The sequence below is a fragment of the Caulobacter sp. GW821-FHT10F06 genome, from assembly GCF_058809215.1.
Genome location: NZ_JBXASK010000006.1, coordinates 219,330 through 246,132, shown reverse-complemented (window position 1 = coordinate 246,132; position 26,803 = coordinate 219,330). Strand labels below are relative to the sequence as shown.

The window sequence follows — 26,803 nt, the reverse complement described above, 5'->3', positions numbered from 1 at the left end:
TCGGCTGTATAAGTCCGCCCCCTCGCCCGCCGGGTTTCCTTGCGGGCGTTCCCTATTTTGCGAACGCACGTTTCTTAAGGCGCTAACCTATGTACGCGGTGATCAAAACCGGCGGCAAGCAGTACCGGGTCCAAGCCGGCGATCTGCTGGTTGTCGAAAAGCTCGACGGTGAACCGGGCGCGGAAGTCGCTTTCGGCGAAGTCCTGATGCTTGGCGAAGGCGAGGCCGTGACGGTCGGCGCCCCCACGGTGGACGGCGCTGTCGTCTCCGGCACCCTGATCGAAACCCGCAAGGGTGAGAAGGTGAAGATCTTCAAGAAGATCCGCCGTCAGGGCTATCGTCGCACCCGCGGCCACCGCCAGACCGAGTCGGTCGTGCGCGTGACCTCGGTCGCCGGCGGCGGCAAGGAAATCAAGTGGGACGGCGTGGTCGACCTGACCCCGAAGCTGATCCTGGACGCCCGCGCTCGCGGCCTCGGCGACAAGGCTGTCGCTGACGTGGCCTCGATCCCGGTCGCCAAGGTCGCCGCTCCGGCCGCTGAAGCCGCCCCGAAGAAGAAGGCCGCGCCGAAGAAGGCCGCAGCCGCCACGGAAGACGGCGAAGCCTAAGCGGCTGCGCCTCTAGAGATTAGGAGAGCAAGATGGCTCACAAAAAATCAGGCGGCTCGTCCAGCAACGGTCGCGACTCAGACGGCCGCCGCCTTGGCGTGAAGAAGTTCGGCGGCGAGAAGGTTCTCGCCGGCAACATCATCATCCGTCAGCGCGGCACGAAGTTCTGGCCGGGCGCCGGCGTCGGCATCGGCAAGGATCACACCCTCTTCGCGCTCGTCGAAGGCGCGGTGAAGTTCGTGACCAAGAAGCATAATCGCACCTACGTGACGGTAGCGCCGACCGCGCAACCCGCCGAGTAGCACGCACTCGACTTTTTCGGGTCGCGCTTCTCGGACGAGAAGACGACCCGGACAGACGAACCTAAGCGGGGAGTCCGGGAACGCCGGGCTCCCCGCTTTTGTTTTGTCCAGCGCCGCCCTGAAACATGATCGCCATGGCGGCGTCACGGTCCCCGAGCAAAGAGGGACCGAGAAACCGGGAGGCGTACGATGTGCGTCATCGACAGTAGCCCCACCATCGAGACGCGGCGGATCACGCTGCGGGCTCCGGCCATGTCCGACGTCCCGCGCCTGACGGCGCTCGGCGGCGATCGCGACATCTCGCGCATGACCACCCGCATGCCCTGGCCCTACAGCCGCTCGGACGCCGAGGATTTCGTCGGTCGCTGCCACGCGCAGGATCGCCGGCGCGACAACACCTTCGCCATCGAGCTGGAGAACGAAGGCGTTGTCGGGGTGCTGGGCCTGTTCACGCCGCCCAATGGCCACCTGGAGATCGGCTACTGGATCGGCAAGCCCTACTGGGGCCGCGGCCTGGCCACCGAGGCCTGCCAGGGCGCGCTGGACTGGGCCAAGCGCGCGTGGCGCAAGAAGCTGGTCGTCGCCGGCCACTTCGCCGACAACCCCGCGTCGGGCCAGGTGCTGATCAAGGCGGGCTTTCTCTATACCGGCGTCGTCGAGATGAAGCCGTCCGTTGCGCGCGGACAGCCGGCGGCGACGCGGATGATGGTGTGGCTGGCCTGATAAACTGTCATCCCGGCCAAGCGCGCAGCGCGCCGAGCCGGGATCGCCGAAGCCCTTAGTCAGTGTAATCCGGGTCTACGCCCGGGATGACCAGCTTTGGCGCTAAGCCGCGCGGTGCGTGGCGATGACCTTCTGCGGGCCCTCGCGGAAGCGCTTCTCGGCGGTCAGGATCCGCTCGCACAGGGCGTCAAGGTCCGACAGCAGCGAATAGGTCGCGTAGATGGGGATCTCCATCATCGCCACCTGGGCGCGCGGCATGAACTCGCAGTACTTCTTCCACGAGATGTGGCTGTCGCGCGCGTTCATCGCCCTCTGGCCCAGCGGATTCCACAGGTCCAGGTCCATCAGCTCGTCGCGGCAGTCCTTCATCACCGGCAGGGCGATGTAGAGGAACAGGAAGGTCGGCGTCGCGGCGCGGCTGAACTGCGGCTGCACCTGCATGTGCCAGATACGGAAGGCTTCGAAGAAGCCGGCCTTGCGCTTGGGATCGGGCGGCAGCCAGGTGGCGTCCTGGTTGATCAGCTCGCTGCCGGCGGCTGCGCGCTTGACCAGTTCGTCGGCCGACCGGCCATCGGCCATGGTCTTGGACAAGGCCGTGACCGGAATGTTCAGGCGCTTGGCGACGTCGCTATAGGCCACCTGCTTGCCGGCCATCGGCGTCCATTGGCCGAACGAGGCGGCGTTGGGCGCCGAGGCGCGCTTCATGGCGGCCGACTGGTGCAGCAGCAGCTGCTCGTCGCGCTTCTTCTCGGCTTGGATGCGGTCGAACTCGGCCTCATGGGCCGCCTGTTCCTCCGGCGTCATCCAGCGCGCACGGCCCGGACCATAGGTGCGTTCGTTGCGATTGAGCAGGACCAGGCCATGCTCGGCGGTCGGCCTGGGACCGATGTCGGTCAGGAAAGCCCGGAAATCCCGCCACGTGCCGGTCACGCCCGTGCCGCGGCTCATCAGGATGTTGCGATGAATCGAGGCTTCGCCGGCGTACTTACGACACAGCGTCTGGAGCGTCAGATCCCGAAGGTCCTGCGCCAGTTCCATCCCGCCGTCTTGCGTCGTCGTCAAAGCCAGCCTCCCCTGCGCCGCTCTAAAAGCAGCGGTTTCGCTGTAGGACTCTTTGTCGCACAATACGTTTTAACATTTCGTCACACGCCCGAACAGCGTTCTTGCGAAGCTTGCCAGAATCTGCTCGGCGGCATTTCGGCTCGACGTAGCAAGCGCCTTACGACAAAAGACGTCCATGAAATTTCTGGACCAGTGCAAGATCTACGTCCGCTCCGGCAACGGCGGCGGCGGCTCGGTCTCGTTCCGACGCGAAAAGTACATCGAATATGGCGGCCCCGACGGCGGTGACGGCGGGCGTGGCGGCGATATCTGGATCGAGGCCGTCGAAGGCCTCAACACCCTGATCGACTACCGCTACCAGCAGCACTTCAAGGCCGAGACCGGGATCCACGGCATGGGCCGCCAGCGCCACGGCGCGGCGGGCGCCGACATCACGCTCAAGGTCCCTGTCGGCACCCAGGTGCTGGAAGAGGACAAGGAGACCCTGATCGCCGACCTCGACACGGCCGGCATGGCCGTACGCCTGTGCAAGGGCGGCAATGGCGGCTGGGGCAACCTGCACTTCAAGGGCCCGGTGAACCAGGCGCCGAAATACGCCAATCCTGGCCAGGAAGGCGAAGAGCGCTGGATCTGGCTGCGGCTGAAGCTGATCGCCGACGTCGGCCTGGTGGGCCTGCCCAACGCCGGCAAGTCGACCTTCCTCGCCGCCGCCACTGCCGCCAAGCCGAAGATCGCCGACTATCCCTTCACCACCCTGACGCCGAACCTGGGCGTGGTCGACCTGTCGACCAGCGAGCGCTTCGTGCTGGCCGACATCCCCGGCCTGATCGAGGGCGCGTCGGAAGGCGCGGGCCTGGGCACCCGCTTCTTGGGCCACGTCGAGCGCTCGGCGGTGTTGATCCACCTTGTCGACGCCACCCAGGACGACATCGCCGGCGCCTGGACCACCATCCGGGGCGAGCTGGAAGCCTATGGCGACGAGCTGGGCGACAAGTCCGAAATCCTGGCGCTGAACAAGATCGACGCCCTCGACGAAGACACGATCGCCGAGAAGGTCGCGGAACTGGAAGCCGTCGCCGGCGTCAAGCCGCGCTTGGTATCTGGCGTGTCGGGCAAGGGCGTGAAGGAGCTGCTGCGCGCCGCCTATCGCGAGGTGCGCGTGCGTCGCGGCGACGAGATCGAGGAAATCGACGAGGAAGAAGACCACATCCCGGAGACCCCCGGGGGCTGGACGCCGTGAGCCAGACCTCGGGCGCCCGGGGGGGCGGGCCGCTCGCCAGCGCCAGGCGCATCGTCTTCAAGGTCGGCTCGGCCCTGCTGATCGACGCCGAGACCGGCGCGGCCAACAAGGCCTGGCTGAAGGCCTTCTGCGAGGACGCCGCCGCCCTGCGGGCCCGGGGCCAGCAGGTGGTGGTGGTCTCGTCCGGCGCCGTGGCCCTGGGTCGCCGGAGGCTGGGGCTGACCGGCTCCAAGTCGCTGACACTGCCCGAGAAACAGGCCGCCGCCGCCGCCGGCCAGTCGCTGCTGATGCGGGCCTGGGAAGAGGCGTTCGAGCCGCACGACATCGGCGTCGCCCAGATCCTGATGACCCGCGACGACACCGAGACGCGCCGCCGCTGGCTGAACGCTCGCGCCACGGCCGAGACCTTGCTGTCGCTGGGCGTCGTGCCCGTGGTCAACGAGAACGACACCGTCGTCACCGAGGAAATCCGCTACGGCGACAACGATCGCCTAGCCGCCCGCGTCGCCCAGCTGGCGGGGGCCGACCTGCTCGTGCTGCTGTCCGACATCGACGGCCTCTACACCGCCGATCCGCGCCGCGATCCGGACGCCACACACCTGGCGACGATCTCCGAGATCACGCCGCAGATCGAGGCCATGGCCGGGGGCGCCAACGCCGCCTCGGGCGTCGGCACGGGCGGCATGGCCACCAAGATCGCCGCCGCCCGCATCGCCCGCGCCGCCGGCTGCGCCACCCTGATCACCCTGGGCTCGCGCCCCCATCCGCTGAAGGCCATCGAAGAGGGCGCCAAAGCGACCCTGATCGAGGCCGGGGCCAGCCCCGCCGCCGCCTACAAGGCCTGGATCGCCGGATCGCTGGCGCCGCAGGGCTGGCTGTCGGTCGACGCCGGCGCCGCCGCGGCGCTGGCCAAGGGCAAGAGCCTGCTGGCGGCCGGGGTCCGCGCCGTGGAAGGTCCGTTCGACAAGGGCGACGCCGTGCGGGTGCGCGACGAGAGCGGCCGCGAGGTGGCCCGGGGTCTGATCCGCTACGACAGCGCCGACGCCCACCGCATCGCCGGCCTGCGCTCCGACGCCATCGAGGCCGAGCTGGGCTTCACGGAGGGCCCGATGATCCACGCCGACGATCTGGCGGTCGCCGAATAGCCATGACCCTGTCGCAAGCCCCCGCCAAGACGCGCGAGTGGCGCGATGTGACGACCGAAATCTTTCGCGCGGAGATCATGCCGGCCACCGCCCCGGCGATCCTGAAGGGCCTGGTCGCGGACTGGCCCGCCACGGCCGCCGGGCGCGACTCCGACGAGGCCATGGCCCGCTACCTGCTGGGCCTGGACGCCGGCAAGCCGGTCACCGTGCTGAACGGCGGTCCCGAGATCGGCGGACGGTTTTTCTACACTGACGACATGGGCGGCCTGAACTTCCGCCGCCGGCAGGTCCCGCTGGCCGAGGCCCTGAGCGCGCTGCTGTCGTTCCGCGACACGGCCGAGCCGCCGGCCCTAGCCGTGCAGTCGACGCCGACGGCGACCGCCCTGCCTGGCTTCACCGACGCCAATCCCCAGCCGCTGCTGGACACGTCAGTCGGACCGAGGATCTGGATCGGCAACGCCATCACCACCGCCACCCATTTCGACATGAACTATAACATCGCCTGCGCGGTGGCGGGCCGGCGGCGCTTCACCCTGTTCCCACCCGACCAGTTGAAGAACCTCTATCTCGGTCCGCTGGAGTTCACCCCCGCCGGCCCGCCCGTCAGCATGGTCGACATCGCCAAGCCGGACCTGGAGCGCTTCCCGCGCTTCGAGGAGGCCTGGGCCCAGGCTCAGGTCGCGGAACTGGAGCCTGGGGATGCGATCTACATCCCCTATTTCTGGTTCCACAATGTCGAGTCGCTCGACCCGTTCACCGTGCTGGTGAACTACTGGTGGACCGAACCACGCGCCACGCTGGGCCGGCCGCTGGAAGCCCTGCTGCACGCCCTGGCCTCGATCCGCGAACTGTCGCCGAGCGAGCGCGACGTCTGGCGCGGCGTCTTCGACCACTTCGTGTTCCAGGCCCACGGCGACCCGGTGGCCCATATCCCGCCCGACCGACGCGGCTCGCTGGGCGAGATGACGCCCGAGCACATCAACCGCATCCGCCAGATCCTGATCGCGACGCTGAGCAAGGTCTGACCGCTCTAGTTCTGTCATCCCGGGCGTAGCGCAGCGAAGACCCGGGACCGCAACAAGCTCTGCGCTTCCTGCGGTCCCGGCTCGGCGCGCTGCGCGCTTGGCCGGGATGACAGGATATGTTCGGCAAAAACCGATTCAGTTCGCCGCCGGCCCGGTCTAGGTTCCGCCCGTTCCAGGAGTCCCCATGGCCTATCGTTCCTTGCGCGAATTCATCGACGTCCTCGAGGCGCAGGGCGAACTGGTCCGGGTGACCGAACCGGTCTCGACCGTGCTGGAGATGACCGAGATTCAGACGCGCCTGCTGGCCACCGGCGGCCCGGCGGTGCTGTTCGAGAACGTCATCCTGCCGGACGGCAGCCGATCGCCCATGCCCGCCCTCGCCAACCTCTTCGGCACCGTCAAGCGCGTGGCCATGGGCGTGACCCTGGGCGGCGAGCCGCGCACCACCGCCGGCGAACTGCGCGAGGTGGGCGAGCTCCTCGCTTTCCTCCGCCAGCCCCAGCCGCCAAAGGGCCTGAAGGACGCCCTCGACATGCTGCCCCTGGCCAAGACCGTCATGGCCATGCGGCCGGGCACGGTGAAGAAGGCCCCGGTGCAGGAAGTGGTCCTGACCGGCGACGACATCGATCTGTCGAAACTGCCCGTCCAGACCTGCTGGCCCGGCGAGCCCGCCCCGCTGATCACCTGGCCGCTGGTGGTCACCAAGGGTCCCGGCAAGGACCGCGAGGACGATTTCAACCTCGGCATCTACCGCATGCAGGTGCTGGGCAAGGACAAGTGCATTATGCGCTGGCTGGCCCATCGCGGCGGAGCCCAGCACTACGCCCGCCACAAGAAGGCCGGCAAGCGCGAGCCCCTGCCCGCCTGCGCCGTGCTCGGCGCCGATCCCGGAACCATCCTGGCCGCTGTCACCCCGGTGCCCGACACCCTGTCGGAATACCAGTTCGCCGGCCTGCTGCGCGGGGCCAAGGTCGATCTGGTCCCCGCCAAGACCGTTCCGCTGATGGTGCCGGCCCACGCCGAGATCGTGCTGGAGGGCCACGTCCTGCTCGACGAGTACGAGGACGAAGGCCCCTACGGCGACCACACCGGCTATTACAACAGCGTCGAGAAGTTCCCGGTCTTCCAGGTGACGGCGATCACCATGCGCAAGCAGCCGATCTACCTGACCACCTTCACCGGCCGGCCGCCGGATGAGCCCAGCGTGCTGGGCGAGGCGCTCAACGAGGTGTTCATCCCGCTGCTGCGCCAGCAGTTCCCCGAGATCGTCGACTTCTGGCTGCCCCCCGAGGGCTGCAGCTACCGCATCGCCGTGGTGTCGATGAAGAAGGCCTATCCCGGCCACGCCAAGCGCGTGATGCTGGGCGTCTGGAGCTATCTGCGCCAGTTCATGTACACCAAGTGGGTGATCGTCGTGGACCACGACATCAACGCCCGCGACTGGAAGGACGTGATGTGGGCGATCTCCACCAAGATGGACCCGGCCCGGGACATCACGGTGATCGAGAACACGCCCATCGACTATCTCGACTTCGCCAGCCCCGAGAGCGGCCTGGGCAGCAAGATCGGCCTGGACGCCACCGACAAGCTGCCGCCCGAGACTCATCGCGAATGGGGTGAGGAGATCCGTATGGACCAGGCTGTGATCGACGCGGTCAGCGAGAAGTGGTCGCGGCTGGGCCTGCCAGGAGACGGCAAGCCGATCTGGAAGTCGCGGACCTAGCATGTTATTACTTCGTTAGAACGGAGTAGGTCATGTCCTCGGCCATTCGCAAGATCGGCAATTCGGCAGGCGTCATCTTGCCCAAGCCGGTGCTCGAGACGCTCGGCGCGAAGCTGGGCGACCGCATCGATTTCGTGGCGGAAGACGGTCGTGTCTTCCTGTCCCCTGTCGTCGCCGACCCTCGGGCTGGCTGGGAAGAGGACTCCAAGCGCTTGGGCGCCATGGGCCTGACCGAGGAAGATCGCGAGTGGCTTGAAGCCCCGCTCACCAGCGAGACCGACAAGGACTGGGAATGGTAAAGCGCGGCGAGGTCTGGCTGACCCGCCTGGATCCGACCGAAGGCAGCGAGATCCGCAAGACACGCCCCTGCGTGATCGTCTCACCGGATCGATTGAGCCACCATGACGTCGTCATCGTCGCGCCGATGAGTTCTGGCGACGCGAAGGCCCGCTTCCGCGTCGAGATTGTCTTCCAGGAAAAGGCCGGCCGCGTGCTGCCCGACCAGATCAGGTCGGTGGCGCGAAGCCGCCTCGTCAAAAGGCTCGGCCGGTTGGACGACGCGGCGCTGGATCAGGTCCTGGGCGTCTTGCGCCTGATGTTCGAGCCAGATTGATATGGACGCCTTCGAGTTCTTCTTCAGCTTCTATGGCCTGCTGCTGGGCTTCTCGGTGGCCGAGTTGGTCGGCGGGTTCGCGCGGCTTCTGGAGGGGCGCAAGCAGGTCAGGTTCGGCCTGCTGACGCCGCTGCTGGCCCTGTTCGTGGCCATCGACATCGCCAGCTTCTGGAACCAGGCCTGGGTGATCTTCCGCCCCGCGCCCTACAATTACGCGCTGCTGATCCTGGGGCTGATCGTGGCCAGCACCTTCTATGTCGCCGCCACCCAGGTGTTCCCGCGTGAACTCAAGGCCGGTGAGAGCCTCGACACCCACTTCTGGGCCCACCGAAAGCTGGTGCTGCTCAGCGTGCTGGCCGCCAATCTGCTGATCGTCGCGGTGTTCCTGGGCCTGGTGAACCTGACGGGCGAGATCGCTCGACTGAAGCTGGACGGGGTCTTCTGGATCGGCACCAGCCTGTTCATGGTCGTGACCCTGGTCGCCGCCATCGCGCCGTGGCGATGGACCGCGCCGACGGCTCTGGTGATCCTGCTGCTGTATCAAGGCTGGCAGATCGCCCGCTCAGCCGGAACGCTGCTCCGCCAGGGCGGTTGGTCGCTGCTGGGCGGCTAAGACTTGTCTTCCACGATCGGAGGCGCGAGGACTGCGTGATGCGCTCGACAGCCCTTCTCCTGACCGCCCTGCTTGCCTTGGGAAACCCCGCCATGTCCCAGACCACCACACCCAAGCCCCCTTGGGACGACGCCTTCCTGCCGCCCGCCCCGCATTGGCAGGGCGCGAGCCAGGCGCTGATCCGCGACAAGTCCGATCCGTGGGCGACCGCGTTCGAGGCTGATCCAGACCACGACTTCAGTCCCAGCTATGTCGACACCCGCGCCTGGTTCGACCGGCTGGACAAGGCCAGCGACCTGATCCGCATCGAGGACTTCGGCGTCTCGCCGCAGGGCCGGACCATCTACGCCGTGATCGCCAGCAAGGACGGCGCGACGCTGGACCCGAAGAAGCCCCTGCTGCTGGTCCAGTGCGGCATCCACCCCGGCGAGATCGACGGCAAGGACGCCGGCATGATGCTGCTGCGGGACATGGCGTTTCACGGCAAGGACAAGCTGCTGGACAAGGTCAACCTGGTCCTGATCCCGATCCTGTCGGTCGACGGCCACGAGCGGGCCAGCGCCTATTCGCGACCCAACCAGCGCGGTCCGCGCATCCAGGGCTGGCGCAACACGGCGACCAACCAGAACCTCAACCGCGACTTCATGAAGCTGGACCAGCCGGAGATGCAGGCGTTGAAACGCCTGCAGGCCAAGTACAGGGCCGATCTCTATGTCGACGTCCACGTGACCGACGGCATGGACTACCAGTACGACGTCACCTACGGCTTTAACGGCGAGAACGGGGTCTGGAACCGCTCACCGGCCATCGCCAAGTGGCTGGACGACGTGCTGAAGCCCACCATCAACAAGGGCCTCGAAGCCGAGGGCCATATCCCGGGCGAGCTGGTGTTCGGCATCGACGAGCACGACCCCAAGGCCGGCTTCAACGACGGCGGCCTGGGCGAGCGCTTTTCGAACGGCTGGGGCGCGGCCGCCCACGTCCCGACCATCCTGATCGAGAACCACAGCCTCAAGCCCCACGCCCAGCGCGTGCTGGGCACCTATGTCTTCATCGAGACGGCCCTGAAGCTGCTGGCCGACAAGGGCGGCGACCTGCGCGCGGCCATCGCCGCCGACAGCGCCCTGCGCCCGGCGGAGATCCCGGCCAACTTCATGTCGGACGACAAGCCCAGCTACACGCGGGCGTTCAAGGGCATCAAGTACGAGACCTATGACAGCCCCGCCTCGGGCCGCAAGGAAGTGCGCTGGCTGGGCGAAGCCGATCCGGAGCTCTGGAAGGCCCCGTTCTACGGCTCGCACGCCACGCTCACCCTGAAGCGCCCGGTCGCCTATTACGTGCCCAGCTACCGCGCCGATCTGATCGAGCGCCTCAAGCTGCATGGCCTGAAACTCGAGACCCTGGCCCAGGACAAGACGGTCAAGGTCGAGATGATCCGCCTTGTCGATCCCAAGATAGCCCCGCGCGCCAACGAGGGTCACGTCCAGATCAGCGTCGACAAGGTCACGACCGAGACCCGCGACTGGATCTTCCCCAAGGGCTCGATCCGCGTGCCCACCGACCAGCCGCTGGGCGACCTGGCCGTGCTGCTGCTGGAGCCGCAGTCCAGCGAGAGCTTCTTCGCCTGGGGCATGGTCCCCGAGGTGCTCAGCCGCGTGGAATATATCGAGCCCTACGCCATCGCCCCGCTGGCCGAGAAGATGCTGGCCGCCGATCCGAAGCTGAAGGCCGAGTTCGAGGCCAAGCTGGCCGCCGAGCCCAAGTTCGCCGCCGATCCCGAGGCGCGCCTAGCCTGGTTCTATCGCCGCACGCCCTTCTACGACGACCACCACCTGCTCTATCCGATCGCCCGGGAACTCGCGCGATAGGGCAGATCGCTTGCAAGCCGGCGCGCGAGAGGGCTTCTATGCGCCCCTCCCGCGCGTCGGGTGGTTAATTCAGTAAGGTCTCGCGATGGACAACATCACCTCGGGTCACGCCGCCGCCCTCTGGGCGGGGCTGCACGTCTTCCTGATGCTGACCCTGTCGCTGCTGGTCGTGCGCCAGCGCCAGAAGCACAAGGTGGCCCTAGGCGACGAAGGCATTCCCGAACTGGCCCGCGCCATCCGCGCCTTCGGCAACGCCAGCGAGTACGTGCCCACCGCCCTGGTCGCCATCGCCGTGCTGGCCGTCGTCGACGCCCCGCCCCTGGCGATCCATATCGCGGGCTTCGTGCTGTTCGCCGGCCGCGTGGTTCACGCCGTGGGCCTGTCCAACAGCGGCGGCGCCTCGATCCCCCGAGCCCTCGGCATCGTCGCCACCTGGCTGGCCTACATCTTCGTCGGCGTGGCCCTGCTGTTCTACGCGATCGCCTGAGTATCCTCCCCTGTGAAACGGGGGAGGTGGCGGGCCGCGAATACGCGGCGTGACGGAGGGGGCGTCCGTGCGCCGGCCGCGCCCCCTCCACCGCCATTCGGCGGTCCCCCTCCTCCGTTTTACGGGGGAGGAGAAAGTCTCTCTCGCCTTGCCCGCCCCCGTCGGCCTCGTCCATAAGACCCCATGGACGATAATCTGCTGAACGACGTGGTCTCGGCCGCGCTCAAGGCCGGGGCCGATAGCGCCGAGGCCGTCTTCGCCGAACGACAATCCCTCTCCGTCAGCGTCCGCCTGGGCGATCTGGAAGAGGTCGAGCGCGAGGAGGCGCGGGATCTGGGCCTGCGCGTCTTCATCGGCCAGCGTAGCGCCACGGTCTCCGGCTCGGACATTTCCAGCGACGCCCGCGCCAAGTTGATCGAGCGCGCCGTGGCCATGGCCCGCCTGGCCCCCGAGGACCCCTACGCCAGCCTCGCGCCGCGCGACCGCCTGGCCAAGGGCCCGTTCCCCGACCTTGATCTGATCGACGCCTACGAGCCCAGCGCCGAGGCCCTGGAAACCCAGGCCCGGATGACCGAGGACGCTGCGCGGACCTATCAGGGCGTCACTAACACCGACGGCGGCTCGGCCACCTGGAGCTCGGCCTCCTGGCGACTGCTGACCAGCGACGGCTTCTCGGGCGTGCACGCCGCCACCGGCCACTCGCTGTCCTGTTCGGCCATCGCCGGCGAGGGCGCCAGCATGGAGCGCGGCGGCGAGGGCCGATCGGCCCGCCACTTCGCCGACCTGCCCAGCGCCGGCGATATCGGCCGCGAAGCCGGCCGCTCGGCCGTCGCGCGCCTGAACGCCAAGAAGATCGCCTCGACCACCGCCCCGGTGATCTTCGAGAACCGCCTGGCCATGTCGCTGATCGGCCCGCTGCTGGGCGCGATCTCCGGCCCGTCGATCGCCCGCGGCAGCTCGTTCCTGAAGGACAAGCTGGGCCAGCAGGTGTTCGCCAAGGGCGTCGACCTGATCGAGGATCCGCACCGGGTGCGGGGCCTGGGTTCGGCCCCGTTCGACGACGAGGGCGTCGAGACCGTCCGCCGCGCTCTGATCGACGACGGCGTGCTGACCACCTGGCTGCTGAACACCAGCTCGGCCAAGCAGCTGGGCCTGGCCACCACCGGCCACGCCTCGCGCGGCCTGGCCGGTCCGTCGGGCGTCTCGACCACCAACCTGACCCTGTCGACCGGCGACCGCGATCTGGACGGCCTGATGGCCGACGCCAAGACCGGCCTCCTGGTCACCTCAATGTTCGGCCCTTCGCTGAACGGCAACACCGGCGACTGGTCGGTGGGGTGCTCTGGCCTGTGGTTCGAGAACGGCGAGGTCACCGGCCCGGTCACCGAGATCACCGTGGCCGGCAACCTGATCGACATCTACGCCCGCCTGATCCCGGGCTCGGACCTGGAGTTCCGGGGCTCGAACAACGCGCCGTCGATCCTGGTCGACGGCCTGGCGATCGCCGGCAAATGACCGACCTGGACCTGATCCTCGACGCGGCGCGGGAGGCTGGGGAACTGGCCCTGAAGGCCCGCGCCGGCGGTCTGAAGGTCTGGTCCAAGGACGGCGGCTCGCCGGTCACCGACGCCGACCTGGCCGTCGACGCCCTGCTGAAGGCGCGCCTGGGCGCGGCCCGGCCCGACTATGGCTGGCTGTCGGAAGAGACCGTCGATGATCCGGCCCGCCTGACCACCACGCGCCAGTTCGTGGTCGACCCGATCGACGGCACCGTCGCCTTTATGAAGAACAAGCCGTGGTTCGCCGTCTCGGTGGCCGTGGTCGAGAACGGCCGCCCCGTCGCCGGGGTCGTCCACGCCCCGGCCCTCAACGAGACCTATGCCGCCACGGCCGGCGGCGGCGCGACCTTGAACGGCATGGCCATCTCGCCCAGCGACACCGACGATCTCGAGGACGCCGCCATGCTGGGCGACGCCAAGATGTTCGTGCACCCCGCCTGGACCACGCCCTGGCCGGCCATGCGCGTCGAGAGCCGTAACTCCATCGCCTATCGCATCTGCCTGGTGGCCGCCGGGGCCTTCGACGCGGCCGTGGCGCTGTCGCCCAAGAGCGAGTGGGACTTGGCCGCCGCCGACCTGATCCGCGCCGAGGCCGGCGCCTGCCTGACGGACCACAAGGGCCAGGGTTTCAGCTATAACCGCCCCATTCCGCTCGTTCCGAGCCTGGTTTGCGCCAATGCGACGCTTCAACCGTTGATCCTGTCACGCGTCAGGCATATCGAGCTGCCATAATCATAATCCTCGCAAGGAACGTGCTCACCATGGCCGACAAGCAGCTTCTCCACCTGGTAATCGGCGGCGAACTGAAGGATGTTTCCGACATCGAGTTCCGCGACCTGTCCAAGGTCGAGTTCGTCGGCGCCTATGCCAGCTATTCCGACGCGCACGCCGCCTGGAAGGCCAAGGCCCAGGCCACGGTCGACAACGCCCACGCGCGGTATTTCATCATCCATGCGCACAAGCTGATGGATCCGAGCCTGGCTTGATACTCGCCCCCACCTGACCGCTTCGCGGTCGTCCGCCCCCATAGGGGGCGGATGGGGTTCGTCATCTTCCCCCTATGGGGGAGGAGGGCCGAAGGCCCGGAGGGGGCAAGTTCCGCCCCCTACTCTCGCCGCAGGATCTTGTCCGTCAGCGCCTTGCCCAGCATCCCCGCGCGGAACGTCTTCTTCATCGCCACGGGATCGTAGTCGTCGCTCTCGACCCAGTCGGTGAAGCTCAGCCCCTTGGGTTCGCCCCGTTCCAGATATTGCTCGAAGACATAGTCCAGCACGCCGGTGTTGCCGGCCTTGATGTGCAGATAGCGCGGCGACAGCTCCTTCATCGCCTCGCGGATCGGCAAACCCAGACGGTAGTGGGCGTAGAGCACGCTCATGATGCCCGCCCGATCCGCGCCCGACTTGCAGTGGATCAGGGCCGGATATTCCAGGGTCTCGAACAGCACCTTGGCTCCGCGCACGCGCTCGCGGATCGGGACTTCCCGCGAGGTGATGGTGAAGTCCACCAGGTTCAGGCCCAGGCGCTGGCAGGCGTCCTTTTCAAGCGCGTAGAAGCTGCCGTCGAACCCGCCGCGCAGGTTTACGATGGTCTTGACGCCGCGCTTCTTCCACCAGGCCAGCTGGAACGGCCAGGGCTGGTTGGCGCGCACCAGTTCGGGGCTCACCCAGTGGGCGTTCGAGAAGCCCAGGCGCAGATAGGCGTGGTCGTTCCACAGATAGTGGAGATAGGTCTTCAAGCGCCCCCAAGGCGTGGAGAGGTCGAAATCGGCCAACGGAGGTCCTCTGAACGGTCCGCGCCTAAGTAGGATGGTCCGCCGCCCAATGCAAAAGGCGCGGTCTTTTACAGGCGGAGTGATGCGCCGGTGTCCTTGACAGCCAAGCCCCGACGTCCGACCCCTCGCCCATGACCGATGCCGCCCAGCCGCAAGCCAGCAACCGCGCCCTCGCCGCGCGGGTCTGGCGCGACTATCTCAAGCCCCGCTGGAAGGGGCTAACGGTGTCGCTGGCCAGCGCGGCGATCGTGGCGGCGCTGAACGCCCGTCTGTTCCAGATGATCCAGCCGGCGATCGACGACCTGATCACCCGCCAGACGCCCGGCGCGATCGTCTGGATCCCGCTAGCCATCGCCGCCCTCGCCATCGGCCGCGGCCTGTTCCAGGTGCTGCAGTCGACCTTCATCAACCGCATCGGCAACGGCGTGGTCGGCGACGTGCAGATCCAGCTGTTCGGCAAGCTGATGCGCGCCGACCTGGCGCGGCTGCGCGGCGCGCATTCCGGCTCCTATGTCGCCTCGGTGCTGTACGACGCCGGCCTGATCCGCGAGGCGGCGACCACCGGCGTGGTCAACTATGTGCGCGAGGGCCTGACCGTGGTCGGCGCGCTCTATGTGATGTTCACCTACGACCCGTGGCTGGCCCTGGGCGTGCTGGCCATCGCCCCCGTGGTCAACGCGGTGATGCGCAGCTTCTCCAAGCGCACGACCAAGGCCGCCAAGGGCGCCATGGGCGAGACCTCGGCCCTGTCGACGGCGATCATGGAGAGCCTGGACGGGGTCAAGATCGTCAAGCTGGAGAACCGCGAGGCCGACGAGGAAGCCCGCGTCGCCGCCGTGATCCAGCGCCGTCAGGCCCACCTGATCAAGGGCTCGGACGCCAAGGCTCGCGCCACCCCCGCCACCGAGACCATCACCACCCTGCTGGTCGCGCTGGTGTTCGTCTATGCCGGCTGGCGGGCCAAATCCGGCGCGATCACCCCCGGCGTCTTCTTCGGTTTCCTGACCGCCCTGTTGGCCGCCGGCCAGTCGCTGCGGCAGGTGGCCAACCTGCAGACCGTCTTCAGCGAAGGCCTGACCGCCGCGCGGCGGCTGTTCTCGGCCCTTGACGTCGAGCCCACCATCGTCGACCCCGCCAACGCCAAACCCCTGCCCGCCGGCGACGGCACGATCGCGCTGGAGGACGTCAGCTTCTCCTATGGCGGCGACATCCCCGCCCTGACCGGCGTCTCACTCACCGCCAAGCGCGGCGAGACCGTGGCCCTGGTCGGCCCGTCGGGCGGCGGCAAGAGCTCGATCCTCAACCTGATCCCGCGCTTCTACGACGTCACCGGCGGCGCGGTGACCATCGACGGCCAGGACGTGCGCACGGTGACCCTGGCGTCCTTGCGCGACCGCATCGCCCTGGTCACCCAGGAGCCGTTCCTGTTCGACGACACCATCCGCGCCAACATCGCCTATGCCCGCCCCGACGCCACCGACGCCCAGATCGTCGCGGCGGCCCAGCAGGCCGCGGCGCATGAGTTCATCTCGGCCCTGCCGGGCGGCTACGACACCGGCGTCGGCGAGGCCGGCGCGCGCCTGTCTGGCGGCCAGCGCCAGCGCATCGCCATCGCCCGCGCCTTCCTGAAGGACGCCCCGATCCTGCTGCTGGACGAGGCCACCAGCGCGCTGGACACCGAGAGCGAGGCCCAGGTCCAGGCGGCGCTGGAGCGGCTGATGGCCGGCCGCACCACGATCCTGATCGCTCACCGCCTGTCGACCGTGAAAGGCGCCGACCGCATCTATGTCATCGATAAGGGTCAAGTGGTCGAGACCGGGACCCACGCCGAACTGGTTCGTCAGGGGGGGCTCTATGCGCGCCTGGCCAGGGCGCAGGACCTCGACCACCTTCCGGAGACGACCGCTTGAGACCGCTTCGTTCGCGGCTGGTGATGAGCCTGACCACCAACCTGATGTCGGGCTATCTGGCCCTGACCTACAGGACCCTGCGCTGGACGCGGGAAGGCCAGGAGATCGCTCAAGGCGTCTGGGCTGAGGCCCTGCGAGCCAAGTCCGGCGCCATCCTGGCCCTGTGGCACAGCCGCGTGCCGGTGGGCGCCACGACCTGGCCGGTGGGCCCCGACAAGCCCGAGATCCGGGTGCTGGTCAGCCAATCGCGCGACGGAGAGTTCATCGCCCGCGTCATCGCAAGGCTGGGCCTGCCGTCCATTCGCGGCTCGTCGCTGAAGAAGACCGACACCCACAAGAACAAGGGCGGCGAGCAGGCCTTCCGCGACATGGTCAAGTGGGTGAAGGACGGCGGGGCCATGGCCATCACCCCGGACGGCCCACGCGGTCCGGTCGAGGTGATGCAGAAGGGCGCCGTGGCCCTGGCCCGGGTCAGCGGCGCGCCGGTGCTGTTCGTGGGCGTGGCGATAAAGCCGTGCATCCGGCTGAACACCTGGGATCGCACCATCATCCCCCTGCCCTTCGCCAAGGCGGCGATGGTCTGGGACGGCCCGGCGACGGCCGGGCGCGACGACGATCCCGACGCCCTGACCCAGGCCTGGGGCGCCCGGCTTTCGGCCGTGTCGCGCCGCGCCGAGGCGCTGGTGGGCGAAGAGGACGGCGCGCCGCCGCGGGCAGCCTGATCCAGCATTGATCCGACCCGCCCTTGGTGGGATGTAGGGCCCATGCCGCACGACCATTCGGGCCACTCGCACGATCACGATGATCACGACCATGATCACGCCCACGACCATGGGCATGATCACGACCATGATCACGCCCACGACCATGGGCATGATCACGGCCATTCGCATGGTCACGGGCACGGCCACCATCACCACGTCCCCAAGGACTTCGGCCGCGCCTTCGCCATCGGCACCGCGCTGAACCTGGGCTTCGTGCTGATCGAGGCCGGCGCCGGCCTGATCACCCACTCGCTGGCCCTGCTGGCCGACGCCGGCCACAACCTTTCGGACGTGTTGGGTCTGGTGCTGGCCTGGGGCGCCGCCGCTCTGGCCAAACGCGCGCCCAGCGGCCGTCACACCTATGGCCTGCGCAAGGGCACCATCCTGGCTTCGCTGACCAACGCCGCCCTCTTGCTGGCGGCCACCGGCGCCATCGCCTGGGAAGCCATCCGCCGCTTCGCCGCTCCGACGCCCGTGGAAAGCGGCCCGGTGATGATCGTCGCGGCCATCGGCATCGTCATCAACACCGCCACGGCCCTGATGTTCATGAAGGGGTCCAAGGACGACCTCAACGTCCGCGGCGCCTTCCTGCACATGGCCGCCGACGCCGCCGTGTCGGCCGGCGTGGTGGTCGCCGCCCTGGTGATGATGCTAACCGGCTGGCTGTGGATCGACAGCGTCACCAGCCTGTTGATCGTCGCCGTCATCGTGCTGGGCACCTGGGGCTTGCTGCGCGACTCGCTGGACATGGCCCTGGACGCCGCCCCGCGCGGCATCGACCCCGGCAAGGTGCGCGACTGGCTGGCCGCCCGCCCCGGCGTGCTGGAGGTCCACGACCTGCACATCTGGGCGATGAGCACCACCGAGACGGCGATGACGGCCCACGTCGTCCGCCCGGCCGGCGACGATCACGACCAGTTCCTGCACGACATCTGCGCGGAGCTGGCCGGCAAGTTCAAGATCGGCCACGCCACGGTGCAGATCGAACACGGCGCTGGCGCCCACGCCTGCCGCCTGGCCCCCGCAGACGTGGTGTGAGCCTGCCGCTCTCGCTCTCGCTCTACCGGCTCGCCACCGGCGCGCTGGAGCCGTTCGCGCCCCTGCTGCTGAACCGCCGCGCCGCCAAGGGCAAGGAAGACGCCGCTCGCCTCAACGAGCGCCTGGCGCGTCCGGCGACGCCGCGTCCTGACGGCAAGCTGGTCTGGCTGCACGGCGCCAGCGTCGGCGAGAGCCTGTCGATCCTGCCCCTGGTCGAACGCCTCCGGACCGAGCGACCGGACGTCGCGATCCTGGTGACCTCGGGCACGGTGACCTCAGCCGCCCTGCTGTCCAAACGCCTGCCGGACGGTGTCATCCACCAGTTCGTCCCGGTCGACACGCCCGGCGGCGCCCAGCGGTTCATCGGTCACTGGCGGCCCGACCTGGCGGTGTTCGTCGAGAGCGAGCTGTGGCCCAACCTGCTGCTGGCCGCCAAGGCCGCTGGGACGCGGCTGGCCCTGGTCTCGGCCAAGCTGTCGGACAAGAGCTTCGACGGCTGGCGAACCCGGCCGTTTGCGGCGCACCTGCTGTTCTCGGGCTTCGACCTGATCCTGGCCCAGGACGCCCGCGCCGCCGAGCGCTTCACCAGCCTGGGCGGGACCGTGGCCGGCGAGGCCGACCTGAAGTTCGGCTCCGCGCCTCTGCCGGTCGTTGCGGCCGAGCTGGCGCGGCTGAAGCCCACCTTCGAGGGCCGTCCCCTGCTGCTGGCCGCCAGCACACACGAGGGCGAGGACGAGATCGTGCTCGACGCCTGGGCCGCCCTGCCCGATCGCCCCCGGTTGGTCATCGTCCCGCGCCATGTCGAGCGTGGCCCGTCCATCGCCGAGGCGACTCGCGCCCGGGGCTTCTCGGCCTCGCTCCGCAGCCTGGACCCCACGGCGACATCCGAGGTGACCGTCGCCGACACGCTGGGCGAGCTGGGCCTGTGGTTCCGACTGGCCGACCTGTCGCTGGTGGCCGGCAGCCTGGTTCCCGGCATCGGCGGCCACAATCCGCTCGAGCCGGCGCGGCTGGGCAGTCCGATCGTCTCGGGGCCCCATGTCGAGAACTGGCTGACCGCCTATGCCGACCTCTCCGCCGTCGACGGCGTGACCCTGGCCGACGCCGCCGTGCTGTCCGAGCGCCTGGCCGCCGCCCTGGCCGATCCCGCCGCCGGCAAGGCTCGCGCCGCGCGGGCCCGAGCCTTCGTCGAGGCCCGCGACGCCGAGGCCCGCGATGGCCTGTCGCGCATCATCGAGCTGGTCCCATGAAGCTGTCGACGCCCCGCTGGTGGTACGTGAAGTCCGGCGGTCCCGCCCCGGTGACCCGCGCCCTGCTGACGCCGCTGTCGTGGATCTGGGCCGCCTCCACCGCCCGCCGGCTGGCCAAGGGCTCGCCCAGGGAGGTCGGCGCGCCGGTGATCTGCGTGGGCAACATCACGGTCGGCGGCACGGGCAAGACGCCGATCGTCCGCGAGCTGTTGCTGACCCTGACCCAGCGCGGCGTCGACGCCCATGGCCTGGCCCGGGGCTATGGCGGCAAGGCCAAGGGGCCGACCCGGGTCGACACCGCCACGCACACCGCCGCCGACGTCGGCGACGAGCCGCTGATGTTGGCCCAGGACTTCCCGATGTGGGTGTCGCGGGACCGGGTGGCCGGCGCCCGCGCCGCCTCGGCCGCCGGAGCCCAGGCCATCGTCATGGACGACGGCCACCAGAACCCGGACCTGCGCAAGGCCCTGTCCCTGATCGTGGTCGACGGCGAGACCCGCAACGACGAGTGGCCGTTCGGCGACGGCAACGTGTTTCCGGCCGGGCCGATGCGTGAGCCGCTGAAGGTGGGGCTGGCCCGGGCCGACGCGGTGATCGTGCTGCTGCCGACCGACCTGGAGCAGCCCGACTTCGACCTGCTGGTCCAGTTCGGCGACATGCCGGTGCTGGTCGCCCGGCTGGAGGCCGCCGCCCCCGTGCCCAAGGGTCCGCAGGTCGGTTTCGCCGGCATCGGCAAGCCTTGGAAGGTCGAGAAGGCCCTCAAGGCCGCCGGCTGCGACCTGGTCGACTTCGCCCCGTTCCCGGATCACGGCGAGTACGACGAGGCGACCCTGAAGCTGTTGGCCGACCGCGCCAGGCTCTACGACGCGGGCCTGGTCACGACGGAGAAGGACTGGGTTCGGCTGCCGCAGAACTGGCGTGAACGCGTGACGCCCTGGCCCGTCCGGGCGCGGTTCGACGACGCCGAGGCGCTGGACGCGGTGTTGGCGAAGGCGGGGCTTTAGACTCGCCCCCTACGGATCGCTTCGCGATCGTCTTCCCCCAGAGGGGGAAGATGAACCGCGCCGACCTCATCTTCCCCCTCTGGGGGAGGAGGGCCGAAGGCCCGGAGGGGGCAAGTGATTACTTCACCACCACGCCGCCCTTCACCACCGACGTCACCCGCTGCAGCACGGTCACGTCGCTCAGCGGATCGCCCTTCACCGCGATCAGATCCCCCGCCTTGCCGGGAGCCAGGCTGCCGATCTCGGCCGAGAGGTCGAAGTGGTCGGCGGCGTTGACCGTCGCCGTCTGGATGGCCTCCAGCGGCGTCAGGCCGGCCTTGACCAGCAGGGCGAACTCGCCGGCGTTGTCGCCGTGGGCCGAGACCCCAGTGTCGGTGCCAAAGGCGATCTTGACGCCGCCCTCATGGGCCCGGCGGGCCATGGCCAGCATCTTGGGGCCGGCCTCGATCGCCTTGGTGGTCTGAGCGGGGGTGAGGAAGTTGTTGGGGCCCGTGGCGATCCGATAGACGAAGTCGCCGGCCATCAGGGTCGGCACCAGATAGGCGCCGTTCTTCTTGAAGAGCGCAATGCTGTCGGCGTCGAGATAGGTGCCATGCTCGATGGAGTCGCCGCCGGCCTTCAGGAAGCTGTTGATGCCGTCGACGCCGTGGGCGTGGGCGGTGACCTTGCGGCCCATGCGGTGGGCGCTTTCGACGATGGCCTTCAGCTCGTCGTCCGAGAACTGCTGGTTCAGGCCCGCCGCGGTGTTGGAGAGCACCCCGCCCGTGGCGGTGATCTTGATGATGTCGGCGCCCAGCCAGACCTGCTCGCGCACGGCCCGGCGACAGTCGTCGGCGCCCGAGCACACCGAGGTCGGCCGCAGCACGTGCATGACCTCCTCGCTGTAGCCGTTGACGTCGGCGTGGCCCCCGTGGACCGACACGGCCGAGCCGGCGGCGATGATGCGCGGACCGATCACGTCGCCGCGCTTGATCCCGTCGCGCAAGGCGAAGATCGCCTTGTTGTCGGCCCCAAGGTCCGCGACCGTGGTGAAGCCGGCCATCAGGGTCTTGCGGGCGAAGCCGGCCCCGACCATCGCCTCGTCGGCGGGACCGCGCGTGACGGCGTTCAGCCGCGAATTGGGGCTCTGCTCGTGGGTCAGGTGGACATGGCTGTCGATCAGCCCCGGCAGCACGAAGCTGTCCTGCAGGTCGACCACCTTGCCGCCCGGCTCGGAGACATAGCCGTCGACGATGCGGGCGACCTTGCCGTTCTCGATCACCACCGTCTTGGCGGTCTCGACCTTGCCGGTGGCGGGATCGGCCAGCAGCTTGCCGGCCTGGACGAACAGGGTCTCGGCGCTCGCGACGCCGGACAGCGCCGAAGTCAAAGCCAGGGCGCAGACGCCCGCCGCCAGTTTCCGCATTGCGTTCCTAGGCCCCCGCCTTCTGCGCGAAGGTCCAGGCCCCCCTGGCCAGCACCGGCACGCGCGCTTCCATCAGCTGCGCATGGGCGCTGGCGGCGGTGCCGTCACGGACGCGGCCGACGATGCCCTGGCAGATGCCGGCCAGTCTGAAGAGGTTGTAGCTGAAGTACCAGTCCAGATTGGGCAGGCCGTCGCGGCCGGTGGCCTTGCAGTAGCGCTCGACCGCCTGCGCGATGGTCGGCACGCCATAGGCTTCCAGATCGGCGATCTCGGCCAGGCCCCCGCGCTGGTCGGACGGCATCACCCAGTTCATCAGGAAATAGCTGAAGTCGGCCAGCGGATTGCCCAGGGTCGACAGCTCCCAGTCCAGCACCGCCACCACCTTGGGCTCGGTCGCATGCAGGATCATGTTGTCCAGGCGATAGTCGCCATGGACGATGGTGGTGCGGTCATCCTCCGGCGCCGAGGTGGGCAGCCAGGCCATCAGCCTGTTCATGTCCTCCAGGTCGGTGGTCTCGCTGGCCTTGTACTGCTTGGTCCAGCGGTCGATCTGGCGGGAGAAATAGTTGCCTGGCTTCCCGTAGTCGGCCAGGCCGACGGCGGCGTAGTCGACATTGTGCAGGGCGGCCAAGGTGTCGATCTGCGCCTCATAGATCGCCCGGCGCTCGGCCGGCTGGTAGTCGGGCAGCGTGCCGTCCCACAGGATACGGCCTTCGACATTGTCCATCACGTAGAAGATCGTGCCGATCACGTCCTCGTCCATGCAGAGCGCGTAGGCCTTGGCGACGGGGAAGTGGGCCCTGTTCAGACCCGAGATCACCTTGAACTCGCGATCGACGGCGTGGGCGCTGGGCAGCAGCTTGCCCGGCGGCTTGCGGCGCAGGACGTATTTCTTGGCGGGCGTGACCAGTTGATAGGTCGGGTTGGACTGGCCGCCCTTGAACTGGCGCACCTCCAGCGGGCCCTGATAGCCCTCGACATGGGCTTCCAGCCACGCGGCCAGCCTGGCCTCGTCGATGGCGTGGCGGGGATCGACCGGCTTGGTGCCCGAGTTCAGGTCCTGAGCGGTCTGTTCGGCGGCCTCGGCCATGCGCTTGTCTCCCCAACGCTTGTTTGAACGCGAGTTTAGAGGGTGGGGCGTCGCGCGCAAGTCACTTGCCCCCTCCGCGCCTTCAGCGCGCCTCCCCCATAGGGGGCGGACGACCTGCGAAGCAGGTCAGGTGGGGTAAGAATACGGGAGGGCTGGGTGCGTTGGATGCGAAGGCGGCTATCCCGCGCTCAAGACCCAAAAAAATCCGTCATCACCCGGCTTGTCCAGGTGACCCAAGCCGAGGTCGAAGTCCGGCCGAAGGTCAGCGAATGCAACCGCAAGCGCCGCTTGGGTCCCCCGCATGAAGCGGGGGATGACGGACGTTTGGGCGGGCTTTGGCGATGTCTGGCAGACTTGAAAGAGACCTTCCGACGAAGCTGAACGCTCCGATCGTCACGCTGCCGATCCCCGCGCTCAGCCGTGCTGGCTCAGCGCCCGCCAGCCAATGTCGTTGCGATAGAAGCCGCCTTGCAGCGAGATCGTACCGAGCGCCGCATAGGCCACGTCGCGGGCCTCGTGCAGGGTCGCGCCCAGGGCGCAGACGTTGAGCACGCGACCGCCGGCCGCGACCAGACGGCCCTCGGCGTCGCGGGCCGTGCCGGCGTGGAAGATCTCGGCCTCGTGGCCGTAGTCGGACTCGGCGCCCTCAATGACGCCGCCGGTCACCGGCGCGTCGGGATAGCCCTCGGCGGCCAGCACCACGCAGATCGCGGCCTCCTCGCGCCAGACCGGCTTGTCGGCCGAGACCAGCTCGCCCTTGGCGGCGGCCAGCAGGATCGGCACGAGGTCGCTGTCCAGGCGCAGCATCAGGGTCTGGCATTCCGGATCGCCGAAGCGGGCGTTGTACTCGACCAGCTTGGGGCCGGTGGGCGTCAGCATCAGGCCGGCATAGAGCACGCCGACATACGGATTGCCCTCGGCCGCCATGCCCTCGACGGTCGGCATGATCAGCTCGCGCCAGGCCTGGTCGATCAGGGCGTCGGTCAGGACGGGCGGCGGCGAATAGGTGCCCATGCCGCCGGTGTTGGGACCCTGGTCGTTGTCATAGGCCCGCTTGTGGTCCTGGGCCGCGCCGAAGAGGACGGCGGTCGTCCCGTCGCAGATCGCGAACAGCGAGGCCTCCTCGCCGTGCATGAACTCCTCGATCACCACCCGCGCGCCGGCCGTGCCGAAGCGGCCGCCCAGCATGTCGAGCACGGCCGCGTCGGCGGCCGCCCGATCCTCGGCGATCACCACGCCCTTGCCCGCCGCCAGGCCGTCGGCCTTGATCACGAACGGGGCCTCCAGCGTGTCGAGGAAGGCACCGGCCGAGGCCGCCTCGGTGAACACGCCATAGGCCGCCGTCGGCAGGCCGTGGCGTTGGCAGAAGTCCTTGGTGAAGGCCTTGCTGGTCTCCAGCCGCGCGGCGCGCTGGCTGCCGCCGAAGCAGGGGATGTTCAGTTCCGCCAGACGATCGGCCAGGCCGACCTCCAGCGCCGATTCCGGCCCCACCACGACGAGATCGGCGGCGATCTCCTGGGCCAGGGCGACCAGCCCCTCGACGTCGACGGCCTTGACGGGTCGCACCTCGGCGAGCGCGGCGATGCCGGGATTGCCCGGCGCGGCGACCAGGCGTCCGCACAGCGGCGAAGCGGCGATCTTCCAGGCCAGGGCGTGCTCGCGCCCGCCGGACCCGACGAGGAGAATGGTCAGCTTTTCCATGAGGCCGGGGTGTCGCGCGGGGGTGGCGTCAGGTCAAGCGCGTGGTGCGTCTTATCGTCCCGCCTGGCGTTGCTGGGCGCTCCGGCTCTTGCGTCCAGGCGCGCGCCAAGCCTCAATGCGCGGCTTCGTTCGCTCGCACATTCAAGATGTTAGAGCCGATCGCCCTCAACCAGAACGACGCCGACCATGGCCTTTGATCCCGCCGTTTCTCCCCAAGAGCCGACGGCCGACCGGGACGAGAGCGAGACCGCCCGCGCCCGCCAGGCGCTGCATTCGCGCGCCTTCCTCGACGCCGTGGTCGAGAGCATCCCGGCCATGCTGGTGGTCAAGAACGGCCGCGACGGGCGTTTCGTCCTGGTCAACCGCACCGGCGAGGAGCTGCTGGGCGTGCCGCGCGAGGCCCTGATCGGCCGTCGCGACGCCGACTTCTTCCCCGCCGAACAGGCCGCCTTCTTCGCCGAGATGGACAACAAGGTCCTGGAAAGCGACCGCCTGTGGGTGATTGACGAGGAGCCGCTGAAGACGCCGCACAACGGCGACCGCTGGCTGCAGACCAAGAAGATCGCCATCCCCGGCGAGGGCGACGAGAAGCTGCTGCTGATTATCAGCGAGGACATCACCGAGCGGAAGGCCTCGGCCGCCGCCCTGGAAAAGGCCCTGGAGAACGCCCAGGCCGCCAGCGTCGCCAAGTCGGAATTCCTGGCCAATATGAGCCACGAGATCCGCACCCCGCTGAACGGCGTGCTGGGCATGGCCCAGGTGCTGGCCCAGACGGAGCTGACCTCGGCCCAGCGCGAGATGATGGACGTCATCCTCAATTCCGGCCGCGTGCTGAACGCCCTGCTCAGCGACATCCTCGACCTCGCCAAGGTGGAGACCGGCGAGATCGCCCTGGAGCCTGCCCCGTTCAACCTGCGCGCCAACCTGACGGCCGCCGCCGCGACCTTCGAGGGCCTGGCCCAGCAGAAGGGCCTGGGCTTCACCCTGTCGTTCGCCGAGGGCTTCCAGGACCAGGTGATCGGCGACGCCCTGCGCATCGGCCAGATCGTCAACAACCTGGTCAGCAACGCGGTGAAGTTCACGACCGCCGGCGCCGTCGCCGTGCGCGCGCGGACCACGCCGTCGGCCGACGGCAGGCTGACCCTGTCGGTCGAGGTCGAGGACACCGGCGAGGGCTTCGATCCGGAGGCGCGCGCCGCCCTGTTCGAGCGCTTCGTGCAGGGCGACGGCTCGATCACCCGCCGGTTCGGCGGATCGGGCCTGGGCCTGTCGATCGCCCTGCGCCTGGCCAAGCTGATGGACGGCGACATCGCCTGCGACTCCGTGCCAGGCGAGGGCGCGCGCTTCACTTTCACGGCCCGGCTGGCGCCGCACGCGGTCGACGACGCGCCGTCGGCCCGCAGCCCCGGCCAGGCCGGCCCGCTGCGCCGCCTGCGCGTGCTGCTGGCTGAGGACCATCCCACCAACCAGCGGGTGGTCGAGCTGATGCTGGGCGAGACCGCCGAGCTGGTGATCACCGACAACGGCCAGGCGGCCCTGGACGCCTTCGCCGCCCAGCCCTTCGACGTGGTGCTGATGGACACCCAGATGCCGGTCATGGATGGGCTGACCGCCATCCGCGAGATCCGCGAGCGCGAGCAGGCGGCGGGCGCGGCGCGGATTCCGATCGTTTCCCTGACCGCCAACGCCATGCCCCATCAGGTCGAGGCCTGCCTCAGCGCCGGCGCCGACCTGCACCTGGCCAAGCCGATCACGGTCACCGGCCTGTTCGAGACCCTCGCCGCCGCGACGGCCTCGCGAGAGTAGCGCATTTTCAGAAACAATGGGTTTCGATCATTTCCGTTTTCGGAGTGATCAACCTCGTCCATCTTGGCGTCATCGAACAACGGGACGGGCCAGCCG

26 protein-coding genes and 1 pseudogene are annotated in these 26,803 nt (G+C 68.7%); 21 read left to right on the top strand and 6 right to left on the bottom strand.

Annotated features, from left to right (window positions below):
- Positions 1–89: 89 nt before the first annotated feature.
- The 3 genes from rplU (at position 90) to AC1RUS_RS15255 (ending at position 1,633) form a co-directional block, all read left to right on the top strand.
- Positions 90–608 carry a 50S ribosomal protein L21 gene (rplU, locus tag AC1RUS_RS15265; protein ID WP_492917430.1) on the top strand — a complete coding sequence of 173 codons (519 nt, stop codon included), beginning with the start codon at positions 90–92 and terminating at the stop codon, positions 606–608.
- A gap of 32 nt (positions 609–640) precedes the next feature.
- Complete coding sequence (gene rpmA, locus AC1RUS_RS15260; protein ID WP_421736361.1) at positions 641–910, top strand: 50S ribosomal protein L27; 270 nt, start codon at positions 641–643, stop codon at positions 908–910.
- Positions 911–1,099: 189 nt separating this feature from the next.
- On the top strand, positions 1,100–1,633 hold the full coding sequence (locus AC1RUS_RS15255) for a GNAT family N-acetyltransferase (RefSeq protein ID WP_492917429.1): 534 nt from the start codon (positions 1,100–1,102) through the stop codon (positions 1,631–1,633).
- A gap of 102 nt (positions 1,634–1,735) precedes the next feature.
- Here the strand turns inward: AC1RUS_RS15255 and AC1RUS_RS15250 are convergent, their stop codons facing one another.
- Entirely contained in the window at positions 1,736–2,671 is a 936-nt protein-coding gene (locus tag AC1RUS_RS15250; RefSeq protein WP_492917579.1) for a hypothetical protein, read from the bottom strand.
- 199 nt (positions 2,672–2,870) lie between these two features.
- Between AC1RUS_RS15250 and obgE the strand changes: the two genes are divergently transcribed.
- The 9 genes from obgE (at position 2,871) to AC1RUS_RS15205 (ending at position 11,409) form a co-directional block, all read left to right on the top strand.
- Positions 2,871–3,935, top strand: a complete 1,065-nt coding sequence (gene obgE / locus AC1RUS_RS15245) for a GTPase ObgE (RefSeq protein WP_492917428.1) — start codon at positions 2,871–2,873, stop codon at positions 3,933–3,935.
- A complete protein-coding gene (proB, locus tag AC1RUS_RS15240; RefSeq protein WP_492917427.1) occupies positions 3,932–5,080 on the top strand; it encodes a glutamate 5-kinase in 1,149 nt (382 codons plus the stop codon). Before obgE ends, proB begins: the two co-directional genes overlap by 4 nt.
- A 2-nt stretch (positions 5,081–5,082) precedes the next feature.
- Positions 5,083–6,105 (top strand): cupin-like domain-containing protein, encoded by a 1,023-nt coding sequence (locus AC1RUS_RS15235; protein ID WP_492917426.1) that lies wholly within the window; start codon positions 5,083–5,085, stop codon positions 6,103–6,105.
- 184 nt (positions 6,106–6,289) lie between these two features.
- Entirely contained in the window at positions 6,290–7,828 is a 1,539-nt protein-coding gene (locus tag AC1RUS_RS15230) for a UbiD family decarboxylase (protein WP_492917425.1), read from the top strand.
- A 32-nt stretch (positions 7,829–7,860) separates the two neighbouring features.
- Positions 7,861–8,127 carry an AbrB/MazE/SpoVT family DNA-binding domain-containing protein gene (locus AC1RUS_RS15225; RefSeq protein WP_492917424.1) on the top strand — a complete coding sequence of 89 codons (267 nt, stop codon included), beginning with the start codon at positions 7,861–7,863 and terminating at the stop codon, positions 8,125–8,127.
- Positions 8,121–8,441: a type II toxin-antitoxin system PemK/MazF family toxin gene (locus AC1RUS_RS15220; protein WP_492917423.1), complete on the top strand. Its 321-nt coding sequence runs from the start codon at positions 8,121–8,123 to the stop codon at positions 8,439–8,441. The genes AC1RUS_RS15225 and AC1RUS_RS15220 overlap by 7 nt, the downstream gene beginning before the upstream one ends.
- 1 nt (position 8,442) lies before the next feature.
- Complete coding sequence (locus tag AC1RUS_RS15215) at positions 8,443–9,054, top strand: hypothetical protein (RefSeq protein ID WP_492917422.1); 612 nt, start codon at positions 8,443–8,445, stop codon at positions 9,052–9,054.
- A gap of 38 nt (positions 9,055–9,092) precedes the next feature.
- Positions 9,093–10,922 carry a M14 family metallopeptidase gene (locus AC1RUS_RS15210; RefSeq protein WP_492917421.1) on the top strand — a complete coding sequence of 610 codons (1,830 nt, stop codon included), beginning with the start codon at positions 9,093–9,095 and terminating at the stop codon, positions 10,920–10,922.
- A gap of 85 nt (positions 10,923–11,007) precedes the next feature.
- Positions 11,008–11,409: an MAPEG family protein gene (locus tag AC1RUS_RS15205; protein ID WP_492917420.1), complete on the top strand. Its 402-nt coding sequence runs from the start codon at positions 11,008–11,010 to the stop codon at positions 11,407–11,409.
- Here the strand turns inward: AC1RUS_RS15205 and AC1RUS_RS15200 are convergent.
- Positions 11,394–11,542 (bottom strand): annotated as a pseudogene (locus tag AC1RUS_RS15200) (hypothetical protein); the annotation flags it as partial. The gene AC1RUS_RS15205 and the pseudogene AC1RUS_RS15200 sit on opposite strands and share 16 nt — an antisense overlap.
- Positions 11,543–11,592: 50 nt before the next feature.
- Between AC1RUS_RS15200 and AC1RUS_RS15195 the strand changes: the two are divergent.
- The 3 genes from AC1RUS_RS15195 to AC1RUS_RS15185 are packed head-to-tail and all read left to right on the top strand — an operon-like array spanning position 11,593 to position 13,954.
- Complete coding sequence (locus AC1RUS_RS15195; protein ID WP_492917419.1) at positions 11,593–12,924, top strand: TldD/PmbA family protein; 1,332 nt, start codon at positions 11,593–11,595, stop codon at positions 12,922–12,924.
- Positions 12,921–13,700 carry a 3'(2'),5'-bisphosphate nucleotidase CysQ gene (locus AC1RUS_RS15190; protein WP_492917418.1) on the top strand — a complete coding sequence of 260 codons (780 nt, stop codon included), beginning with the start codon at positions 12,921–12,923 and terminating at the stop codon, positions 13,698–13,700. The genes AC1RUS_RS15195 and AC1RUS_RS15190 overlap by 4 nt, the downstream gene beginning before the upstream one ends.
- Positions 13,701–13,720: 20 nt before the next feature.
- Positions 13,721–13,954 carry a DUF4170 domain-containing protein gene (locus AC1RUS_RS15185; RefSeq protein WP_492917417.1) on the top strand — a complete coding sequence of 78 codons (234 nt, stop codon included), beginning with the start codon at positions 13,721–13,723 and terminating at the stop codon, positions 13,952–13,954.
- Positions 13,955–14,073: 119 nt separating this feature from the next.
- Here AC1RUS_RS15185 and AC1RUS_RS15180 read toward each other — a convergent pair whose 3' ends face one another.
- The gene (locus AC1RUS_RS15180; RefSeq protein WP_492917416.1) at positions 14,074–14,739 is read right to left on the bottom strand and encodes a fused DSP-PTPase phosphatase/NAD kinase-like protein; all 666 of its coding nucleotides are present in this window, start codon (positions 14,737–14,739) and stop codon (positions 14,074–14,076) included.
- Between the two features lie 131 nt (positions 14,740–14,870).
- On the opposite strand from AC1RUS_RS15180, the gene AC1RUS_RS15175 reads away from it, so the two are divergent.
- From AC1RUS_RS15175 to lpxK, 5 genes are read left to right on the top strand one after another with little or no spacing between them, the layout of a single operon-like run.
- Positions 14,871–16,649 carry an ABC transporter ATP-binding protein gene (locus tag AC1RUS_RS15175; protein WP_492917415.1) on the top strand — a complete coding sequence of 593 codons (1,779 nt, stop codon included), beginning with the start codon at positions 14,871–14,873 and terminating at the stop codon, positions 16,647–16,649.
- Positions 16,646–17,371: a lysophospholipid acyltransferase family protein gene (locus AC1RUS_RS15170; protein ID WP_492917414.1), complete on the top strand. Its 726-nt coding sequence runs from the start codon at positions 16,646–16,648 to the stop codon at positions 17,369–17,371. Before AC1RUS_RS15175 ends, AC1RUS_RS15170 begins: the two co-directional genes overlap by 4 nt.
- 42 nt (positions 17,372–17,413) lie before the next feature.
- Entirely contained in the window at positions 17,414–18,451 is a 1,038-nt protein-coding gene (locus AC1RUS_RS15165; protein WP_492917413.1) for a cation diffusion facilitator family transporter, read from the top strand.
- Positions 18,448–19,701, top strand: coding sequence for a 3-deoxy-D-manno-octulosonic acid transferase (locus AC1RUS_RS15160; RefSeq protein WP_492917412.1), 1,254 nt, complete (start codon positions 18,448–18,450; stop codon positions 19,699–19,701). Before AC1RUS_RS15165 ends, AC1RUS_RS15160 begins: the two co-directional genes overlap by 4 nt.
- On the top strand, positions 19,698–20,705 hold the full coding sequence (gene lpxK, locus AC1RUS_RS15155) for a tetraacyldisaccharide 4'-kinase (protein ID WP_492917411.1): 1,008 nt from the start codon (positions 19,698–19,700) through the stop codon (positions 20,703–20,705). Before AC1RUS_RS15160 ends, lpxK begins: the two co-directional genes overlap by 4 nt.
- A 118-nt stretch (positions 20,706–20,823) precedes the next feature.
- Here lpxK and AC1RUS_RS15150 read toward each other — a convergent pair whose 3' ends face one another.
- The 3 genes from AC1RUS_RS15150 to purD form a co-directional block, all read right to left on the bottom strand.
- Positions 20,824–22,110 (bottom strand): metal-dependent hydrolase family protein, encoded by a 1,287-nt coding sequence (locus AC1RUS_RS15150; protein WP_492917410.1) that lies wholly within the window; start codon positions 22,108–22,110, stop codon positions 20,824–20,826.
- Positions 22,111–22,117: 7 nt separating this feature from the next.
- Positions 22,118–23,200 (bottom strand): phosphotransferase family protein, encoded by a 1,083-nt coding sequence (locus AC1RUS_RS15145; protein ID WP_492917409.1) that lies wholly within the window; start codon positions 23,198–23,200, stop codon positions 22,118–22,120.
- 414 nt (positions 23,201–23,614) lie between these two features.
- Complete coding sequence (gene purD / locus AC1RUS_RS15140; protein ID WP_492917408.1) at positions 23,615–24,901, bottom strand: phosphoribosylamine--glycine ligase; 1,287 nt, start codon at positions 24,899–24,901, stop codon at positions 23,615–23,617.
- Positions 24,902–25,087: 186 nt separating this feature from the next.
- On the opposite strand from purD, the gene AC1RUS_RS15135 reads away from it, so the two are divergent.
- Complete coding sequence (locus AC1RUS_RS15135; RefSeq protein ID WP_492917407.1) at positions 25,088–26,707, top strand: PAS domain-containing sensor histidine kinase; 1,620 nt, start codon at positions 25,088–25,090, stop codon at positions 26,705–26,707.
- Positions 26,708–26,803: the final 96 nt, after the last annotated feature.

Coding starts and splice junctions, on each gene's coding strand:
- AC1RUS_RS15145 (WP_492917409.1), bottom strand. CDS start 23,200: ATGGCCGAGGCCGCCGAACAGACCGCTCAGGACCTGAACTCGGGCACC.
- rpmA (WP_421736361.1), top strand. CDS start 641: ATGGCTCACAAAAAATCAGGCGGCTCGTCCAGCAACGGTCGCGACTCA.
- AC1RUS_RS15195 (WP_492917419.1), top strand. CDS start 11,593: ATGGACGATAATCTGCTGAACGACGTGGTCTCGGCCGCGCTCAAGGCC.
- AC1RUS_RS15235 (WP_492917426.1), top strand. CDS start 5,083: ATGACCCTGTCGCAAGCCCCCGCCAAGACGCGCGAGTGGCGCGATGTG.
- AC1RUS_RS15225 (WP_492917424.1), top strand. CDS start 7,861: ATGTCCTCGGCCATTCGCAAGATCGGCAATTCGGCAGGCGTCATCTTG.
- AC1RUS_RS15190 (WP_492917418.1), top strand. CDS start 12,921: ATGACCGACCTGGACCTGATCCTCGACGCGGCGCGGGAGGCTGGGGAA.
- AC1RUS_RS15175 (WP_492917415.1), top strand. CDS start 14,871: ATGACCGATGCCGCCCAGCCGCAAGCCAGCAACCGCGCCCTCGCCGCG.
- AC1RUS_RS15135 (WP_492917407.1), top strand. CDS start 25,088: ATGGCCTTTGATCCCGCCGTTTCTCCCCAAGAGCCGACGGCCGACCGG.
- AC1RUS_RS15250 (WP_492917579.1), bottom strand. CDS start 2,671: ATGGAACTGGCGCAGGACCTTCGGGATCTGACGCTCCAGACGCTGTGT.
- AC1RUS_RS15230 (WP_492917425.1), top strand. CDS start 6,290: ATGGCCTATCGTTCCTTGCGCGAATTCATCGACGTCCTCGAGGCGCAG.
- AC1RUS_RS15210 (WP_492917421.1), top strand. CDS start 9,093: ATGCGCTCGACAGCCCTTCTCCTGACCGCCCTGCTTGCCTTGGGAAAC.
- purD (WP_492917408.1), bottom strand. CDS start 24,901: ATGGAAAAGCTGACCATTCTCCTCGTCGGGTCCGGCGGGCGCGAGCAC.
- lpxK (WP_492917411.1), top strand. CDS start 19,698: ATGAAGCTGTCGACGCCCCGCTGGTGGTACGTGAAGTCCGGCGGTCCC.
- obgE (WP_492917428.1), top strand. CDS start 2,871: ATGAAATTTCTGGACCAGTGCAAGATCTACGTCCGCTCCGGCAACGGC.
- AC1RUS_RS15205 (WP_492917420.1), top strand. CDS start 11,008: ATGGACAACATCACCTCGGGTCACGCCGCCGCCCTCTGGGCGGGGCTG.
- AC1RUS_RS15150 (WP_492917410.1), bottom strand. CDS start 22,110: ATGCGGAAACTGGCGGCGGGCGTCTGCGCCCTGGCTTTGACTTCGGCG.
- rplU (WP_492917430.1), top strand. CDS start 90: ATGTACGCGGTGATCAAAACCGGCGGCAAGCAGTACCGGGTCCAAGCC.
- AC1RUS_RS15165 (WP_492917413.1), top strand. CDS start 17,414: ATGCCGCACGACCATTCGGGCCACTCGCACGATCACGATGATCACGAC.
- AC1RUS_RS15220 (WP_492917423.1), top strand. CDS start 8,121: ATGGTAAAGCGCGGCGAGGTCTGGCTGACCCGCCTGGATCCGACCGAA.
- AC1RUS_RS15215 (WP_492917422.1), top strand. CDS start 8,443: ATGGACGCCTTCGAGTTCTTCTTCAGCTTCTATGGCCTGCTGCTGGGC.
- AC1RUS_RS15255 (WP_492917429.1), top strand. CDS start 1,100: ATGTGCGTCATCGACAGTAGCCCCACCATCGAGACGCGGCGGATCACG.